This window comes from Variovorax sp. UC74_104, assembly GCF_044055375.1.
Classification (GTDB): Bacteria; Pseudomonadota; Gammaproteobacteria; order Burkholderiales; family Burkholderiaceae_C; genus Variovorax.
Genome location: NZ_CP171978.1, coordinates 610,544 through 628,626, shown reverse-complemented (window position 1 = coordinate 628,626; position 18,083 = coordinate 610,544). Strand labels below are relative to the sequence as shown.

The window sequence follows — 18,083 nt, the reverse complement described above, 5'->3', positions numbered from 1 at the left end:
TTTTGGGGTGTGCACTGCTGCGATGGCAGAGCCCGTTTCCATTCTTAGTGCGATCGGGTCGGCTGTAGGCGCAGCTGCGGGGGCCGCTGCCGCTGTGGGCGGCATGATCGTTTCGGCTGCTCTGTCCATCGTGTCGAGTGCCTACGGCAACATGCAGGCCAAGAAGCAGGCCAAGGCCGCAGCGGCACGCAAGCTCGCCGAAGACGTTGCCAACATTAAGGAACGCACCACCACGATCCTTGCGTCCGATGCGCCGCACACCGTCATCTACGGTGAGCCCGCACCGGTCGGCGGAGCCGTCGTGGCAGTGCTCACTGGTGGGGAGTTCAGCCATCTGAAGCATGTGGTGATGGTCCTGGCCGCGCACCCTTGCGAAGCCGTGACCGATATCCAGATCGATGGCGTTTCGATCGGTGCGCTCGACGCGAACGGGTACTCGTCCAACCCGGAATTCATCGTCACGGATTCGGAGTCGATCGGCGGCGGCGTGCCCGGCGTCAACGTGCAGATCCACCTGTCGCCCAACAGCGTCGACACGGCCGATGCGCACATGCGTGCGAACCTCGATCCGTGGCCCGCCAGCAGGGGCCTGTGGACCGATGCGCACAAGCTCAGCGGCTACACGTACATCGTCGTCACGCTCAACCTCTTCGTCGAGCGCTTCCAGGGTGGCCTGCCCAGCATCACCGCGAACGTGAAGGGCAAGAAGGTCTACGACCCGCGCATCGGCGCGACCGCGTACAGCCGCAATCCGGCGCTGTGCTTGGCCGACTTCCTGCGCTCGGAGGAAGGCTATCTGGCCTCCGACGACCAGATCGACCAGAACGCGCTCATCGTCGCCGCCAACGCCTGCGACACGGCCATCTACAACCCCGCGACGGTCGCCGCAGATCGGCCCAACTATGGCGGCAGCGTGGCGCGCTACACCTGCGACGGCATGTTCCGTTCGGACCAGGACCGCGACAGCACGCGGCAGCAGCTCGAGGACACGATGGCCGGCTACAGCCTCGAGTCGGGCGGCGTATGGCGCATCCTGGCCGGTGCCTGGACCACGCCCGTTCTCTCGCTGACCGACGAGGATCTGCTGGCGCCCATCACCGTGGTGCAGACCTGCAACCCCGGCACCGCGCGCTACAACGGCGCGAGGGGCACGTACGTCAACCTCACGCGCAACGGCGTGTCGGAAGACTTCAAGCAGTACCAGAACGCGGTCTTCCGCGAGAACGATCAGAAGGACAAATTCCTCGACCTCGTGCTGCCCTTCACCACGGCCCATGCGCGCACCCACCAGATCGCCCGCGTGCTGGTGGAGCAGAGCCGCGGCGGCTTCGTGCTGCAGGTCCATCCGAAGATGCTGGCGTGGCACCTGCAGCCTGGCGACCGCATCCTGCTGACCAGCGCGCTGTACGGCTTCGCCAACAAGCCGTTCCGGGTGCAGGACTGGACCTATTCGATGAGCTCGCCGCTCTCGTTCCAGGTCATCGAGGACGAAGAGGCCTTCTACGACACCGCCGACGAGGTGCTGCGCGACCCGTCTCCCAACACCAATCTGCCCAACCCCTTCCTGCTGCCGCAGCCCCCGCTCGACCTGCAGGTGCGCAGCGGCCAGGAGCAGATGGTGCAGCAGGGCGGCACGCTGGTGATCCGCGCACGCGTGAGCTGGTCCGCGTCGGCGGAGGATGCCGTGCGCCGCGGCGGTAACGTGCAGGTGCAATGGCGCACGACCACGCCGGTCGGCGACTGGCAGAGCGTTACGCTTCCGGGCACCGCCACCGAGACCTTCCTGCTCGGCCTGGAGGTGCACGGCGAGTACCAGGTGCGCGCAAGGTTCATGACGGCCTATGCGTCCAGCTACTGGACGATGGTCACGCACACGCTGCAGGGCGCGAGCGTGAAGCCGGGCGACGTCGAGGGGCTGAGCCTTTCGGTGGAAGCGAATGGAGTGATCGCGCGCTGGTCCGCCCCTGCGGGTATCGACCTGCTCGAATGGGGCGCGACGCGGATCTTCGTCGGCCCGACCTTCGAGACGGCCGTGGAGCGCTGGACCGGCAAGGCCCTGACCGCGAACATCGGCTGGCTGCCCGCGGGCACGGTGAAGGTGTGGGCGCAGCATGGCAACACGCAGGGCGTGTGGGGCGTGCCGATTTCGACCACCATCGAGGTCGCGCAACCCGCGCAGCCGATCGTGCGCGGCGAGGTGTGGGGTTCGCAAATCGAGATGGCCTGGCAGCCGTGCGGCACGACGCAGCCGATCTCGGCGTACATCGTCAAGGTCGGCCCGACGCTGGCCGAAGCGGCCGAGATCGGGCGCACGGGCTCGCTCAACTTCGTGCGCAACGAGCCGATGGCGGCGACGCGCATCTACTGGGTGACGGCGTTCGATGCGGCGGGCAATGCGAGCGATGCGGGGTATGTGCAGCTGGCTTCGTTGCCGTCGATCGACGATGCGATCAAGGAACTGCAGGAAGGCCTCGACGAGCAGATCGCGGACCTGCTGAACGTCAACTCGGGCATCAGCGAACGCCTGGTCGACGAAGCCATCGAGCGCGGCACTGCGATCACGCATGTGGAGAAGGTCGTCAGCGACACGGCCGAGCAGCTCGCGCAGCGCATCGACATCGTCTCTGCGCGTGCCGTCGGCTATGTGCGTGCCAACCTGGTGTTCAACGGCGGGTTCGAGTTCGATCTCGACAAGTGGGATCAGCAAGGCAACCACTGGAATGTCGTGGAAGACGACTGGGGTGCATCGGCGCGGCTGCAGGCTGCGGTTCCTGCCGGCGGGCGCCTGGTCAGCGACAGCTTTCCTGCAAAGCCGGGAAGCTGGTATGCAGCGTCGGGCGATTCGATGTTCGAGAGCGACACGGGCCACAGCGGTTTCGCGATCGAGTTCTTCGACGCTAGCGGGAAATCCCTGGGTGATGTGAGCAACATCAAGGAGGGGCGGCATGCGTTCATGAACGAGCAGATCCGGCGCAACGACTTCGCGGTCGAAGCGCTGGCGCCGGTGGCGGCGGCCACCGGGCGGGTCTTGTTCCGATGGAGCGACTACACCGCAGGCGGGGCGATCGGTGTGCGATTCGTGAAGATCGAGCAGGGGCGCTTCCCTGTGACGCCTTATACCTCGGAGGCCAGCGACAGAGGCGCCGTGGCTGCGATCCGTGACGAAGTGACGGCACGTGTGACGGCCGTTTCCGCGGAAGCCGACATGCGTAGTTCGCTGGTCTCGCGTGTCGACGACATGGAGGCTGCGGTCGAACATGTGTCGCGCACTCAGGTTGACGACATGGGCAAGTTGTCGGCCAAGTGGGGCGTGAAGGTTGTCGCAGGCAACAAGGTAGCGGGAGTGCTGCTGAACAACGATGGCCAGGAGAGCAATTTCACGGTGCTGGTCGACCGTTTCGCGGTGGCGCAGCAAGCAGCCGGCGGCGTCACGAAGTATCCCTTCGTCGTCGGCGCTGTGGCCGGTGCATCGACCGTCGGCATCGACGGCACGCTGGTGGTCGACGGCAGCATCCTCGCGCGCTCGATCAGCGTAGACCGGTTGTCGGCAATCACTTCTCGCCTGGGCTATGTCAACGCGGGTCAGGTCGACATCTCCGGGGACGGTGTGGGCGGCTGGGGTTTCCTGCGCAGCGCGAACAAGTGGATCGGCGACAACAGCTGGGGATGGATTCTTGCGCGCCACTCCGGCGGCGACACCTTCGTCGAGCTGAACTGCAACGGCATGGGGCTGCAGATGCATAACGCCACCGGGCAATTCCGCCTCTGGGGGCCGGGCTTCAATCTGCAGAACGACGGGCTGACGATCAATCAACTGAACGTGATCGACACGTTGAACCTGCGCGGGCAGGCCGTGACGGTGCCTTCATACGCTTCGTCTGCGACGAGCGCTGTATCGATCAATCACTTCGTGCCCGGCTCTGAACCGTTGAACACCTTCGTCATGGGAACGGTCTATGTGTCCCAGACCGCTCCGGTCTCATTGAGCGTCGACGGCGTGGTCCGGTGGATGGGCGCGGGCGTTTCCGGGACCACCGTGACTGGAGGCATCCAGGTATTGCTGAATCCGGGTTGGCACTCGCTCAGCCTTTTCTCACCCGTCTGGGCCGGCACTGCCGGCTCCTCCATCTACGCGCTCTCCACGCGTCGCTGAACCATGCCTCAATTCACCGTCTACAACACCCGCACCGGCGAGATCCGCTGTACCGGCACGCAAGCCACCGTTGAGTGGTGTCACGCGCAGGCCGGTCCCGGCGAGTCCGTCTATCTGGGGCCGGCGGAGCCCGGCTCCTACATCCGCGATGGCGCTCCAGCGCCGCTGCCGCAGCGGCCGAGCGAGCACCATGTCTTCGACTGGTCGCTGCACGCGTGGCGCGATCCGCGCACGCCGGACGACCGCAGAGCCCAGCTCAAGTCGGACCTCGCCGAGCAACGCTGGAAGGCCGAGACCGGTGGCCTGACGCTACCCGACGGCCTGCGCGTGCGAACCGGCCGTGAAGACCGCGCGGCCTTTGCCCAGATGCTGGCCGACATGGAGGCCGGCGCACTCGACAGCATCGACTTCAAGGCCGCCGAGGGCTTCGTCACGCTCACGCGCGAAGAGGCCAGAGCCATCTCCATTGCCATCGCCGACCACGTGCGGGCCTGCTTTTCCGCCGAGCGTGCAGCCCATGTCTTCATCGACGGGCTCGACGCCTCGGACATCCCGGCCAGCTGCAACCTGGCCGACTTCATGGGCGAACAGCCCGCCGACAACCTCTCGCTTGCATAACTAACCAACCAACCCGAACCAGGAGCTTCGAATGGCATATTCATCCGCATCCGCCAACGCTTTCATCAAGCTGATCCTTCTCGGCACGCCCATCGCCGGGCTGGCCGACAACGCCTCCGCGAATCCGTCGACGGATCTCTACATCAGTCTCCTCACCGCCGCGCCGGGTGCCGGCGCCAACCAGAGCACCAACGAGCTGGTGTATCCGGGCTACGCCCGGATCGCGGTGCCGCGCAGCCCGGCGGGCTGGTCGGTGATCGGGAACGAGGCTTTCCTGGTGAACGCACTCGAGTTCCTCGAAGTGGCAGGCACGGCCGTGGGCACGGCCACGCACCTGGGCATCGGCACGGCGGCGGCGGGCAACGGCCTGCTGCTGCTGCACGGTGCGCTGACGCCGGTGATCCCGATCCAGGCCGGCGTGGTTCCGCGCCTGAAGACCTCGACCAAGGTCGCGTTCCTGACGGTCTGAACGGCACATCGCGATGGCACACAAGACAGCCGACCGAATTCTGGAGGCCAGCACCACCGTGGGGCTGGGGCCTTTCGTGCTGGCGGGCGCCGTCGATGCATATCGACCGTTCTCCGCAACTGGCATGGCAGAGGGAGACACCTGCCACTACATGATCAACGCGGTCGACTCCGTCGGCCGCCCCACCGGCCTGTTCGAGCTTGGCCGGGCCACGATGACAGGCGGCGCGCTCGCGCGCACCCTGGTCATCGCATCGAGCAACGACGGCGCGAAGGTCGACTTTCCGGAAGGGCCGAAGCAGATCGGGCTGACCATTCTCTCGGCCTCCACCGAGCAGCTGAAGGCCGACTGGCAGGAGGCGCTGGGCCTCGACCAGACAGGCATGGTCTGCTACTTCGCGCAGTCGACGCCTCCTGCGGGTTACCTGAAGCGCAACGGCGCGGCGGTGTCGCGCACGACCTATGCCCGGCTCTTCGCGAAGATCGGCACGACCTATGGGGCGGGGGATGGTTCGACCACCTTCAATCTGCCTGATGGGCGGGGGGTGTTCGATCGAGGGCTGGACGATGGGCGTGGACTGGATCCCGGCCGCACGCTGGGCTCCTACCAGGACAGCGCGAACCTGTCGCATGCGCACGGCGTTGTCGATCCAGGGCACGCCCATGCGATCACGGATCCAGGCCATGCGCATGGTGTCGCAGATCCTGGTCATGCACACAGTGCGTGGACGGATGCTCAAGGCCATCATGCGCACGGCTATACGCGCGGTCATTTTTCCGGCGTCGGTACGGGCTTTGCGGGATCCCTCGGGAACATCACCGATGGCTACGAGAACTGGGGCACCGACGGCGCTGGCAATCACGGACACAACGTCGGCGTCGGCGGTTCCGGCACAGGCATCGGCATTTACGCGGCGGCGACTGGCATCGTCATCAAGACTGGCTTCGCAGGCATCTCGCTGAACACCAGCGGCGAGGCCGAGGCTCGGCCGCGCAACACCGCCTACCTCGCATGCATCAAGTACTGACCATGAAAACAAAGACCGTCTATTCATTCGGCCCCGACCGCGTCTACATCGGTCCCATCGTGCTCGACGAGGGCGACCTCTCTCCGGCCGACGAAGGCGAGGTGTGGCTTGTTCCAGGCAATTGCCTGGTCGTGGAGCCGCCGCCTCCCGTCGAAGGCAAGCGCTACTTCGCTGCCGCCAACGGCATGTGGATCGCCGAGGACATTCCCGTGCCGGAGCCCGTTCCCGAACCGCCGGCGCCGCCGGAGCCGGAAGCGCCCGGCATCGAGCAGCCAGTGACGCCCGAACCACACGACTCGACTCTCGAAGAACGTGCCGCAGCCTTGCGCGACGGGGTGCAGAAGCATCTCGACGGCACAGCGGCCGCTCATGGTTTCGACGACATCAGGACCGCGGTCACCTACGCCGACGAACCGGCCGTCCCGCGTTTCCAGGCGCAGGGGCGTGCCTTCCGCGCATGGCGCTCGCTGGTGTGGGACTTCTGCTATTCGCTGCAGGACAAGGTCGCCGCAGGCCAGGCCGACGAGCCGACGCTGGAGCAACTGCTTCCGATGCTGCCTGTGTGCGACTTCCTTGCGTTCGAGCCGGCGGCCGGGCCGCCATCGGAGTAGCCCGATGTACGGCGCATTGACCTTCGGGGCCTCGACCTTCGGCGCCAAGCCGTTTTCGGGTGCGCTCGTCTATGAGGTCGCAGGCCACCTGGCCGGGGACGCCAACCTGACGGGAGCCGGTGCGAGCCGCGCTTCGTCCTCCGGTGTGCTGGAACTGGATGCCTACGCCGCGGGCGGCCTGGCGGCCGTGCGCAGCACGGTTGGGGCGATGACGCAGGGGGCCGCGCTCGCGGCTCCCGCATCGATCGTGTCCAATGTTTCCGGCCTGATGCCTCAGTCCGCACCGCTGCTCGGCGTTGGAGTGGGCGTGGTGTCGTCGGAGGGCTATGTCCAGGCGGCGGCGGACTTCCTCGGCTATCGCTTGCGAGCGTACGACCAGCTCTTTCCTGCGAACGTCGCGAACGGCGACATCGTCCAGATCGGATCGCGGCTGTACCAGTGGCTTGCCAACGACGGGCGCTGGCGTCCGGCGGGGCCTGCGCCTTAGCCGGAAGACGGAGCGAGGGAGGGAAAGAAAAGACCCGGCCGGATATCCGCCAGCCAGCCGCGGACATCATGAAGATGAGTATTATTCTCATCTTCACGGATTTCTCTTCCCTCCTCCATGAACCTCCGTACGACCTCGCACGCCGTCCGGCGCGCGTCGTGACTGCCGGCGTCCGCCATCGTTTGGGCGTGACTTCGCGAGCCGTGGCAGCCATCGCCGGCGGCTACGGTGTCGCGGCGCTCTTCTTCCGTGGTGCTCGCGCTGTGCCTGCCCGCCGTCTTCGGCATGGCGCGCAGCGAGGCCACGATGACCGGCCTGCTCGCTTCCTTCGCCGTCTTCGCTTTCGCGGTGATGTGGGTCTTCGCCGCGCGCACGGCGCTGCGTGCGTGGTCCGGCCTTGCCTTGGCCGCGGCGGTGCTGGGTTCGCTCCTCCTGCTGCTCACGCGCACCACCGGAGCGGCCGCATGAAGGAGGGCTTTCGCCAGTCGATGGCATGGCTTCACACCTGGTCGGGTCTTCTGGTCGGCTGGGTGCTGTTCATGGTGTTCGCGGCCGGGACGGCTTCGTACTTCAAGGACGAGATCACGTTCTGGATGAAGCCCGAGCTGCATGCACCGGCCGCGCGCGCCCAGGTGCCGCAGGTCCAGGCGGCCGAGGGTGCGGTGGCCTATCTGCAGAAGCACGGCGCCGGCAGCCCGCGCTGGTTTATCAACCTGCCGGCCGAACGCCAGCCGTCGACCGACGTGCTGTATCTCGCTACTCCTGGCCAGGGCGCCGCACCCGGCGACAAGTCGCGCCGCCGCTTCGACCGCGTCTCGCTCGACCCGGCCACCGGCGAGGCGCTCACCGCTGCCCGCGTGACGCGCGGCGGCGAATTCTTCTATCGCCTGCATTTCGACCTGCACTACATGCCCGCGCTGTGGGCGCGCTGGATCGTCGGCTTCTGCGCGATGTTCATGCTGGTGGCGATCTTCAGCGGCATCGTCACGCACAAGCGCATCTTCAAGGACTTCTTCACCTTCCGCCCGAAGAAGGGCCAGCGCTCGTGGCTCGACGCGCACAACGTGACGGCGGTGCTTGCCCTGCCCTATCACCTGATGATCACGTACACGGGCCTGGTCACGCTGATGTTCATGTACATGCCCTGGGCCCCGGAGGTGGCCTACAAGGAGCGCGGCGGCGAGCAGGCCTTCTTCTCCGAGGTCTTTCCCGGCGGCGGCCGCGACCAGGTCAAGGCCTCCGGCAACAAGGCGCCGCTCGCACCGATCGCGCCGATGATGGCGCAGGCCTCCGCGCACTGGAACGGCGCCCCCGTGGGCCGCATCACTGTGCACCAGCCCAACGACGCCAACGCGATCGTCTCGCTCACCCGTGCCGAAGGGCCGCAGCTGTCCTACGACAAGCCGTCGATGCTCTTCAATGGCACGACCGGGGCGCTGATCGGCGCCTTCGGCGACGTGCCCAAGCCCGCGGCCGAGACGCGGGGCGTGCTCTACGGGCTGCACATCGCGCGCTTCGGCGATCCGCTGCTGCGCGCGCTGTTCTTCCTCTCGGGGATCGCGGGCTGCCTGATGGTGGCGACGGGGCTTCTGCTGTGGGCCGTGAAGGAGCGCCAGAAGTTCGCGAAGACGCTCAGGCAGGACGGGCGCATCGGCTTCGGACTGCGCCTGGTCGACGGCTTGAACCTCGGCGCCATCGCCGGCCTGCCCGTCGCGATGGCTTCCTTCTTCTGGGCCAACCGCCTGCTGCCGGTCGGCATGGCCGAGCGCGGCGACGCGGAGATCCGCTGGTTCTTCATCGTCTGGGGCGCGGCCGCTGTGCTGGGGCTGCTGCGGCCCACGCTGCGCATGTGGCAGGCGCAGCTCGCGGCGGGCGCGCTGCTCTTCGCACTGCTGCCGGTGATCAACGCCTTCACCGGGCCGGCGCCGCTGACCGTCAGCCTGCGCACCGGCCCGAGCGCGGTGGCGGGCTTCGACCTGGTCGTGATCGCGCTGGGCCTGGGGCTCGCGGGCGGGGTGTGGATCGTCGAGCGCAAGCGGCGCAAGTCGATGGCCATGAGGCAGCAGGCGGAGAAGAAACAGTCGGCCTCGCCGCAACAGCAGGAGCTACAGCAGCCGTCGCCGACGCTCGCCGCGTCGGGCCAGGGCTCGTGACGGCGATGGACTCGTCCCTTCTCTCCCTCGTGTTCGCCGCATCGCTCGCGGGCTTCTGCGTACTGAGCCTCGCGATGGACCGCCACAGCGAGGACGTCTACGGCCGCGGCAGCACGCCGGGGCGGTGGCGGCGCTGGCTGCAACTCGGCGGCGCCGTGCTGCTGTGCCTGTCGCTTGTCGCCAGCCTGTGGGCGGCCGGGAGCGCGATCGGCTGGGTGCTGTGGCTGGGCGCGCTCACGGCCGCGGCGCTGTCCACGGTGGCGCTGCTCAGCTATGCGCCGCGCCGCTTCCACTGGATCGCGTTCGCGGCGACGGCCGTCGCGCTGTGCAGCCTGCTGGCGAGCCTCTTGTCGCCGTCGTCCGCGTCGCTCACGCCGTGACGGGGGCGGGACGCAGCGCCTGTCCGCTCATCGCGCCTTCCACTGCCGATACATTGAGCCTCGCGACAGCGCGATCACCTCGTGCAGCTCGCGCAACGCGTCCACCACCGCGCGGCCGATGGTGCCGCCCGCGCCGATGACCGCCACCCTCAGCCTCCGCGGCTTCATGCAGGCCGCCGCACCGAGCTGCCGCCCGAGAGCACGCCCTGCGTCATCGGCAGCGCCATGAAGTCGTGCGGGAAGCCCATCGACACGGCGCTGGCCGCTTCGAGGCGCTGCAGCGCCTCGGCGTCGAGCTGGACGTCGAGCGCGCCGAGGTTGTCCTCGAACTGCGCGAAGGTGCGCGCGCCGATGATCGGCATCACCGTAGGCGCGCGGCGCTGCAGCAGCCACGCCAGCGCGACCTGCGCGCTCGAGCGGCCCTGCTCCTTCGCGACCTGCCCGACCACTTCGGCAATCTCCAGCGAGCGGGCGCTGAGCGCGCCGTTGCCCACGGCCACGTCCTTGCGCGAGCCCGTCACGCCCGAGCCCGGATCGTTGCGATGGTCGAGGTCGGCGCGCGTGTACTTGCCCGAAAGCACGCCGCTGCCCAGCGGCGACCACGCCAGCACGCCCAGGCCTAGCTCCTGAGCCATCGGCAGCAGCTCGCGCTCCACGGTGCGCTCGATCAGGCTGTACTCGATCTGCAGCGCGACCAGCGGCGCCCAGCCGCGCAGTTCGGCCAGCGTCTGCATGCGCGCGATCTGCCAGGCCGGCGTGTCGGAGATGCCCGCGTAGAGCACCTTGCCCGAGCGCACGAGGTCGTCGAAGGCGCGCATCACTTCCTCGAAGGGCGTGAGCCGGTCCCAGATGTGCAGGTACAGCAGGTCGATGTAGTCGGTGCCCAGCCGCTTCAGGCTGGCCTCCACCGAGCGCACCATGTTGCGGCGATGGTTGCCGCCCGTGTTCGGGTTGCCCGGCTGCATGTTCAGCGAGTATTTCGTGGCCACCACCACCGACTCGCGCCGGTCGGCGATGAACTGGCCCAGCAGCTTTTCCGAGCTGCCGTTGGTATAGAAGTTGGCGGTGTCGATGAAGTTGCCGCCGCGCTCCACGTAGAGGTCGAACATGCGGCGCGATTCGCCCGCGTCGGCGCCCCAGCCCCATTCCTGGCCGAAGGTCATGGTGCCCAGCGACATGGGGCTGACGCGCAGGCCCGAGCGGCCGAGGGTGATGTAGTCGTCCAGCTTCATGATGGAAAGTCCTTTCGTTTCGCGGTGTGGGTGGCGACGCGAGGGCCGCATCGCCATGACCTCGAAGGTATTTGCGCGATTGCTTCGGAAAAAGCCGGTCGGACCGAATGCTTTGTGAAGCTGGTCTTCATAATGGCCGGCATGTCGCCCGACCTGCTCCCGGCCATCGCCGCCTTCGCCCGCGTGGCGCACCACGCCAGCTTCACGCGCGCCGCGGAGGAACTGGGCGTGTCGCCATCGGCCCTTTCACAGACCGTGCGCACGCTGGAGCAGAAGCTCGGCGTGCGCCTGCTGGACCGCACCACGCGGCGCGTCGGTGTCACCCAGCTGGGCCGGCAGTTCCTCGCGGGTGCGCAACAGGGCCTGGCCGCGCTCGCGCAGGCGGTCGAGGGCATCGACGAGGCGCGCGACAAGCCGGCAGGGCTGCTGCGCCTGAACGTCTCGCGCGTGGCGGCGGAGCTGCTCTTCTTTCCGCACTTCGGCGCCTTCGCCGACGCCTATCCGGACATCACGCTCGAGTTCGTCTGCGACAACCGCATGGTCGACCTCGTGGAAGGCGGCTTCGACGCCGGCATCCGCCTGGGCGAAAGCCTCGCGCAGGACGTGGTGGCCGTTCCGGTGGGCGGGCCGCTGCGCATGGTGACCTACGCGGCGCCCAGCTACCTGAAGGGGCGCAAGCCGCCGCGCACGCCCGAGGACCTGCGCGAGCATCGCTGCCTGAACTACCGCCTGACCACCGGCGGCCTCTATCGCTGGGAGTACGCGCAGGACGGGCGCGTGCTCGACGTGGAGCTCGCAGGCCCGCTCGTCAGCAACGACGCAGACCTGCTGCTCGCGGCCGCGCGCTCGGGCGCGGGCATCGCAACGTCGTTCGAAGGAGCGGTGCGGGAGGATTTCGCGAGCGGCCGCCTCGTGCCGCTGCTGGAGCCCTGGTGGCCGACCTTTCCGGGCTTCTATCTCTACTACCCGAGCCGCGCGCAGATGCCGCGCAAGCTGCGGGTGTTCATCGACTTCCTGCAGGCGCGGCACGCGCCGCCGCCGGTGTCGCAGCGGGCGGTCAGGCCCGCATCAGCGCCTCGATCTCGTCCGCCTTCACCGGCACGCCGCGCGAGATGAGTTCGCAGCCGGTGGCGGTGACGATGGCGTCGTCCTCGATGCGGATGCCGATGTTGTGGAACTGCTCGGGCACGCCCTCGGCGGGGCGCACGTAGATGCCGGGCTCCAGCGTGAGCACCATGCCGGGGTGCAGGATGCGGCTGGGCCGGTTCTTGATGACTTCGTTCGACAGCGGGTCCTTGCGCTCGCTCACCTCGCCCACCTGCGTGGGCTCGACGTAGCTGCCGCAGTCGTGCACGTCCATGCCTAGCCAGTGGCCAGTGCGGTGCATGTAGAACTGGAAGTAGGCGCGCTTGTCGATCACGTCGTCGACGCTGCCGACCTTGTTGGCATCGAGCAGGCCGAAGTCGAGCATGCCCTGCGCGAGCACCCGCACCGCCGCGTCGTGCGGGTCGTTGAAGCGGTTGCCGGCCTTGGTGGCTGCGGCGGCCGCGTCCTGGCTGGCCAGCACGAGGTCGTAGAGCGCGCGCTGCGGGCCGGTGAACTTGCCGTCGGCGGGGAAGGTGCGGGTGATGTCGCTGGCGTAGCCGTCGAGCTCGCAGCCCGCGTCGATCAGCACCAGCTCGCCCTTGCGCACGGGCGCGGCGTCGGCGCGGTAGTGCAGCACGCAGGCATTGGCGCCGGCCGCGACGATGGAGTAGTAGGCCGGGTACTGCGAACCGCCCAGGCGGAATTCATGCAGCAGCTCGGCGTCGAGGTGGTACTCGCGCGCATCCTTGCCCTCGCGCAGCATGCGGGCCGATAGCTGCATCGCACGCACGTGCGCGCGGGCGCTGATCTGCGCGGCGCGGCGCATGATGTCCTGCTCGTGCGCGTCCTTGACCAGGCGCATCTCGTCGAGCGGGCCGCACAGGTCGCGTTGCTCGTCGGGGCACAGCGCGCCGTAGCGCACGCGCGCGCGCACCGACTGCAGCCAGCCGTCGACGCGGCTTTCCAGGCCCTTGTGGATGGCGAAGGGAAACCACACGGTGGCGCGGTTCTCCAGCAGCTTGGGCAGCTTCGCGTCGAGTTCGGTGACGGGGAAGGCCTCGTCGACGCCGAGCGCCGCGGGCGCCGCGTCGGGGCCCAGGCGATAGCCGTCCCAGATCTCGCGCTCGATGTCCTTGGGCGCGCAGAAGAGCGTGGCGCGGCCGTCGCCCGCCAGCACCAGCCAGGCGTTGGGCTCGGTGAAGCCGGTCAGGTAATAGAAGTAGCTGTCGTGGCGGTAGAGGAAGTCGGTGTCGCGGTTGCGCGGCCGCTCGGGCGCGGTCGGGATGATGGCGATGCCGTCCTTGCCGAGTTGCGAGGCGAGGCGCGCGCGGCGCTCGGCGTAGATCGTGGTGGCGATGTCTGCTGCGGTCATCTTGTTGGCGTGTTCAGTTGGGCGAGCCGTTCGGGTGTTCCCACGTCGGTCCAGGGGCCGGTGTAGAGCTCGGCGCTCACGAGTTCATTGTCCATCGCGGCGCGCAGGATCGGCGCCAGCGGGGCTTTGCGGCCGGCCGGGTTGCCGCTCGGGATGTCGCAGTAGGGCAGCGCGAAAAGTGCGGCGCGGTATAGGCCGATGGTCGAGAAGGTGTATTTCTCGGCGGCAGTGTTGAGCGCGAGGCCCTCCGGCGAGAGGCCGAAATCGCCCTTGGGGTTGTGCGCCGGGTTGGGCACCAGCCAGAGGTGCGCGAGCTTGCCGCTGGCGATAAAACGCTCGACCGAGGCCTGCGCGAAGGCGAATCCCGGCGCGAACACGTCGCCGGCCGCGACCCAGAACACATCGCCCAGCAGGGGCAGCGCGCGCACGATGCCGCCCGCTGTTTCCAGCGCGCCGCCGAAGTCGCGGCCTTCGTCGGAGTATGAAATCGATAGCGCAGAGTGCCCATCCAGCAAAGGCTTGGCGCCGAACCGTTCCGAAATCTGCGTGCCGAGCCAGTCGGTGTTGACGACCAGTTCGGTGAATCCGCCGGCGGCCAGCGCCTCCATCGGCCATTGCATCAGGGGCTTGCCGCGGACCTCCAGCAGGGGCTTGGGAGTGCTGTCGGTCAGGGGCCGCATGCGCTCGCCGCGCCCGGCGGCCAGGATCATGGCGCGCACCGCGTTGCCGCTCACGCAGCGACCCTTCCGCGTTGCAGTTCGTTGCGTTCGCTGTGCAGGGGCTGGAACACCGACACCAGGCATTCCATGAGCGCATGCGCCTTGGCCGAGTGGTCGCCGCTGAAGTTGCAGACGTACACGTCCAGCGTCACGCCGCGCTGCTCGGGCCAGGTGTGGATGCACAGGTGCGATTCGGCCAGCAGCACGGTGGCCGTGACCCCGCCCGGGCCCCGGGGGGTGGCCGGGAAGCCGTGGATCAGCTTGCCCACTGCCTGCAGCCCGGCGGCCGCCACCGCCTTGAGGCAGACCGCGCCCAGGGCATCGCGATCGGTGAGCCACTGGGGGCCGCATTGGCAGTCGTGGAGGTCGGCGGTGAGGTGCAGCCCGTGCATGGGTGGCAACTCTAGCAGTCCCCCTGGGGCCAGGGCGCACAGGAGCATCGGAAGGGTGTTCGGGCCGTATCGGGAGCGTTCGGGGCTCGCCCGGTAAAATCGCGGGTTCTCCCCACCCCAACCCTCCCTTTTCCCTCCGAAAGTCCACCGCACATGGCAAACCACGCCCTGATGGCCAACGCAATCCGCGCACTGGCCATGGATGCCGTCCAACAAGCAAATTCCGGACATCCGGGCGCACCGATGGGCATGGCCGACATGGCCGTCGCACTCTGGGGCGATCACCTTCGCTACAACCCCGCCAACCCGCATTGGTTCGACCGCGACCGCTTCGTGCTGTCGAACGGCCACGCTTCGATGCTGCTGTACTCGGTGCTGCACCTGACGGGTTACGACCTGCCCATCGGTGAACTGAAGAACTTCCGCCAGCTGCACAGCAAGACCGCCGGCCACCCCGAGGTGGACGTGACCCCGGGCGTCGAGACCACCACCGGCCCGCTGGGCCAGGGCATCACCAACGCCGTGGGCTTCGCGCTGGCGGAGAAGCTGCTGTCGGCCGAGTTCAACCGCAAGGACCACACCGTGGTCGACCATCACACCTACGCCTTCCTGGGCGACGGCTGCATGATGGAAGGCATCAGCCATGAAGCCTGCGCGCTGGCCGGCGCCTGGCACCTGAACAAGCTGATCGCGCTGTACGACGACAACGGCATCAGCATCGACGGCCAGGTCAAGCCCTGGTTCATCGACAACACCGAGGAGCGCTTCAAGGCCTATGGCTGGAACGTCATCGGCCCGATCGACGGCAACGACGCCGCGGCGGTGTCCAAGGCCATTGCCAAGGCCAAGAAGGAAGAGACCAAGCCCACGCTGATCGTCTGCAAGACCACCATCGGCAAGGGCAGCCCAAACCGCGCCGGCACCGCCAAGGCGCACGGCGAGGCTCTGGGCGCCGAAGAGATCGTGCTCACCCGCGAAGCCATCGGCTGGCCCTACCCCGCGTTCGAGATCCCGGCCGAGGTGTATGCCGACTGGGACCACAAGGAAGCCGGCGCCAAGGCCGAGGCCGCCTGGAACGACAGGTTCGCCGCCTACGCCGTCGCCTACCCCGAACTGGCCGCGGAGTTCACCCGCCGCATGAAGGGCGAGCTGCCCAAGGACTTCCACCAGGTCGCGTTCGACACCGTGGTCGCCGCCCACACCAAGGGCGAGACCGTCGCCAGCCGCAAGGCCAGCCAGCTCGCGCTCGAAGCCTTCACCGCCGCGCTGCCCGAAATGCTCGGCGGCAGCGCCGACCTGACCGGCTCGAACCTCACCAACACCAAGAGCACCGCCGCCCTGCGCTTCGACCCGAAGACCGGCGCCGTGGTCATGAACGTGCCGGCCGTCCCTGCCAAGCAGGGCGCTGAAGACGAAGCCAAGCCCGAAGCCCCGGCCGAAGCGCCGCACGGCACCATCGGCCGCCACATCAACTACGGCGTGCGCGAGTTCGGCATGGCGGCCATCATGAACGGCGTGGCGCTGCACGGCGGCTACATCCCCTACGGCGGCACCTTCCTCACCTTCAGCGACTACAGCCGCAACGCCATCCGCATGGCCGCGCTGATGAAGCGCCGCGTGATCCACGTCTTCACGCACGACTCCATCGGCCTCGGCGAAGACGGCCCGACGCACCAGTCGATCGAGCACGCCGCCTCGCTGCGCCTGATCCCGAACCTGGACGTCTGGCGTCCGGGCGACACGGCCGAGACGGCCGTGGCCTGGGCCGTGGCGCTGCAGAACCAGTCGCGCCCGACCGCGCTGCTGCTGAGCCGCCAGAACATCGCCTACGCGCCCAAGAGCGAGCTCGGCGACATCAGCCGCGGCGCCTACGTGCTCGCGGAGCCCGAAGTCGTCGGCCTCAAGAGCAAGAAGACGGCCGCCGTCATCATCGCCACCGGCTCCGAAGTGCCGCTCGCGCTGGCAGCCCAGAAGCTGCTGGCCGAGAAGAAGATCGCCGTGCGCGTGGTGTCGATGCCCTCGACCACCACCTTCGACCGCCAGGACCTGGCCTACAAGAAGGCCGTGCTGCCGAAGAAGCTGCCGCGCATCGCCGTTGAAATGGGCTGCACCGGCGGCTGGTGGAAGTACGGCTGCGCGGCAGTCGTCGGCATCGACACGTACGGCGAGTCGGCACCGGCACCGGCGCTGTTCAAGCACTTCGGGTTCACGGCGGAGAACCTCGCCGCCACGGTGGAAGCCGTGCTGCGCGACTGATCGGTTCGTTCTTTCGCTGGTTTCACGACAGACAACAGTTTTTCAACCTTAGGAGCAAGTCAGATGGCTATCAAACTCGGTATCAACGGCTTCGGCCGCATCGGTCGCAACGTGCTGCGCGCAGCGGTGCAGAACTTCAAGAACGACATCGAGATCGTTGCCATCAACGACCTGCTCGAGCCCGACTACCTGGCCTACATGCTCCAGTACGACTCGGTGCATGGCCGCTTCAAGGGCGAAGTCACGGTCGAGGGCAACACGCTGATCGTGAACGGCAAGAAGATCCGCCTCACGCAGGAACGCGACCCCGCGCAGCTGAAGTGGAACGAAGTCGGCGCCGACATCGTGCTCGAGTCGACCGGCCTCTTCCTCACCAAGGAAACCGCGCAGAAGCACATCGACGCGGGCGCCAAGAAGGTGATCCTGTCGGCACCGTCGAAGGACGACACGCCCATGTTCGTCTACGGCGTGAACGACAAGAAGTACGCCGGCGAAGCCATCATCAGCAACGCCAGCTGCACCACCAACTGCCTGGCCCCGCTGGCCAAGGTGCTGAACGACAAGTGGGGCATCAAGCGCGGCCTGATGACCACCGTGCACGCCGCCACCGCCACGCAGAAGACCGTGGACGGCCCGAGCAACAAGGACTGGCGCGGCGGCCGCGGCATCCTGGAAAACATCATTCCCTCGAGCACCGGCGCAGCCAAGGCCGTGGGCGTGGTGATCCCCGAGCTCAACAAGAAGCTCACCGGCATGAGCTTCCGCGTGCCGACCTCCGACGTGTCGGTGGTCGACCTGACGGTCGAGCTGGTGAAGGAAGCCACGTACAAGGAAATCTGCGCCGAGATGAAGGCACAGAGCGAAGGTGCGCTCAAGGGCGTGCTGGGCTACACGGAAGACAAGGTGGTGGCCACCGACTTCCGCGGCGACCCGCGCACCTCGATCTTCGACGCCGAAGCCGGCATTGCGCTGGACGGCACCTTCGTGAAGCTCGTGAGCTGGTACGACAACGAGTGGGGCTACTCGAACAAGTGCCTGGAGATGGTGAAGGTCGTGTCGAAGTAAGACTTCGCGGCTTCAATATAGAAAAACGCGCCTTCGGGCGCGTTTTTTTATTGGGCTCCCGCT

At 67.6% G+C, this 18,083-nt stretch carries 16 protein-coding genes; 12 read left to right on the top strand and 4 right to left on the bottom strand.

Annotated features, from left to right (window positions below; genetic code table 11):
• Nucleotides 1–103 precede the first annotated feature (103 nt).
• The 9 genes from ACHMXA_RS03095 to ACHMXA_RS03055 all read left to right on the top strand — a co-directional run bounded on the left by ACHMXA_RS03095 (nucleotide 104) and on the right by ACHMXA_RS03055 (nucleotide 9,898).
• Nucleotides 104–4,153, top strand: a complete 4,050-nt coding sequence (locus tag ACHMXA_RS03095; protein WP_395318379.1) for a hypothetical protein — start codon at nucleotides 104–106, stop codon at nucleotides 4,151–4,153.
• 3 nt (nucleotides 4,154–4,156) lie between these two features.
• Entirely contained in the window at nucleotides 4,157–4,771 is a 615-nt protein-coding gene (locus ACHMXA_RS03090) for a DUF4376 domain-containing protein (RefSeq protein ID WP_395318377.1), read from the top strand.
• Between the two features lie 31 nt (nucleotides 4,772–4,802).
• Complete coding sequence (locus tag ACHMXA_RS03085) at nucleotides 4,803–5,240, top strand: hypothetical protein (protein ID WP_126183631.1); 438 nt, start codon at nucleotides 4,803–4,805, stop codon at nucleotides 5,238–5,240.
• Between the two features lie 13 nt (nucleotides 5,241–5,253).
• The gene (locus tag ACHMXA_RS03080; RefSeq protein WP_395318375.1) at nucleotides 5,254–6,267 is read left to right on the top strand and encodes a phage tail protein; all 1,014 of its coding nucleotides are present in this window, start codon (nucleotides 5,254–5,256) and stop codon (nucleotides 6,265–6,267) included.
• Between the two features lie 2 nt (nucleotides 6,268–6,269).
• On the top strand, nucleotides 6,270–6,878 hold the full coding sequence (locus ACHMXA_RS03075) for a hypothetical protein (RefSeq protein ID WP_395318373.1): 609 nt from the start codon (nucleotides 6,270–6,272) through the stop codon (nucleotides 6,876–6,878).
• Between the two features lie 4 nt (nucleotides 6,879–6,882).
• Nucleotides 6,883–7,365 carry a hypothetical protein gene (locus tag ACHMXA_RS03070; protein WP_395318371.1) on the top strand — a complete coding sequence of 161 codons (483 nt, stop codon included), beginning with the start codon at nucleotides 6,883–6,885 and terminating at the stop codon, nucleotides 7,363–7,365.
• 228 nt (nucleotides 7,366–7,593) lie between these two features.
• The gene (locus ACHMXA_RS03065; protein WP_395318369.1) at nucleotides 7,594–7,833 is read left to right on the top strand and encodes a DUF3649 domain-containing protein; all 240 of its coding nucleotides are present in this window, start codon (nucleotides 7,594–7,596) and stop codon (nucleotides 7,831–7,833) included.
• On the top strand, nucleotides 7,830–9,518 hold the full coding sequence (locus ACHMXA_RS03060; RefSeq protein ID WP_395318367.1) for a PepSY-associated TM helix domain-containing protein: 1,689 nt from the start codon (nucleotides 7,830–7,832) through the stop codon (nucleotides 9,516–9,518). Before ACHMXA_RS03065 ends, ACHMXA_RS03060 begins: the two co-directional genes overlap by 4 nt.
• Nucleotides 9,519–9,523: 5 nt before the next feature.
• A complete protein-coding gene (locus ACHMXA_RS03055) occupies nucleotides 9,524–9,898 on the top strand; it encodes a DUF3325 domain-containing protein (RefSeq protein ID WP_395318365.1) in 375 nt (124 codons plus the stop codon).
• 164 nt (nucleotides 9,899–10,062) lie between these two features.
• On the opposite strand, the gene ACHMXA_RS03050 is transcribed toward ACHMXA_RS03055, so the two are convergent.
• Entirely contained in the window at nucleotides 10,063–11,130 is a 1,068-nt protein-coding gene (locus ACHMXA_RS03050; protein WP_395318363.1) for an aldo/keto reductase, read from the bottom strand.
• Nucleotides 11,131–11,271: 141 nt separating this feature from the next.
• On the opposite strand from ACHMXA_RS03050, the gene ACHMXA_RS03045 reads away from it, so the two are divergent.
• On the top strand, nucleotides 11,272–12,246 hold the full coding sequence (locus tag ACHMXA_RS03045) for a LysR family transcriptional regulator (RefSeq protein WP_395318361.1): 975 nt from the start codon (nucleotides 11,272–11,274) through the stop codon (nucleotides 12,244–12,246).
• Here the strand turns inward: ACHMXA_RS03045 and ACHMXA_RS03040 are convergent.
• The 3 genes from ACHMXA_RS03040 to speD are packed head-to-tail and all read right to left on the bottom strand — an operon-like array spanning nucleotide 12,188 to nucleotide 14,699.
• A complete protein-coding gene (locus ACHMXA_RS03040) occupies nucleotides 12,188–13,588 on the bottom strand; it encodes an aminopeptidase P N-terminal domain-containing protein (protein ID WP_184639187.1) in 1,401 nt (466 codons plus the stop codon). The two genes, ACHMXA_RS03045 and ACHMXA_RS03040, sit on opposite strands and share 59 nt — an antisense overlap.
• Nucleotides 13,585–14,298, bottom strand: coding sequence for an NDP-sugar synthase (locus ACHMXA_RS03035; RefSeq protein WP_395321213.1), 714 nt, complete (start codon nucleotides 14,296–14,298; stop codon nucleotides 13,585–13,587). Before ACHMXA_RS03035 ends, ACHMXA_RS03040 begins: the two co-directional genes overlap by 4 nt.
• 20 nt (nucleotides 14,299–14,318) lie before the next feature.
• Complete coding sequence (gene speD / locus ACHMXA_RS03030; RefSeq protein ID WP_395318358.1) at nucleotides 14,319–14,699, bottom strand: adenosylmethionine decarboxylase; 381 nt, start codon at nucleotides 14,697–14,699, stop codon at nucleotides 14,319–14,321.
• Between the two features lie 153 nt (nucleotides 14,700–14,852).
• Between speD and ACHMXA_RS03025 the strand changes: the two genes are divergently transcribed.
• A complete protein-coding gene (locus tag ACHMXA_RS03025; protein ID WP_395318356.1) occupies nucleotides 14,853–16,955 on the top strand; it encodes a transketolase family protein in 2,103 nt (700 codons plus the stop codon).
• 63 nt (nucleotides 16,956–17,018) lie between these two features.
• Nucleotides 17,019–18,020 carry a type I glyceraldehyde-3-phosphate dehydrogenase gene (gap, locus tag ACHMXA_RS03020; RefSeq protein ID WP_176665341.1) on the top strand — a complete coding sequence of 334 codons (1,002 nt, stop codon included), beginning with the start codon at nucleotides 17,019–17,021 and terminating at the stop codon, nucleotides 18,018–18,020.
• Nucleotides 18,021–18,083: the final 63 nt, after the last annotated feature.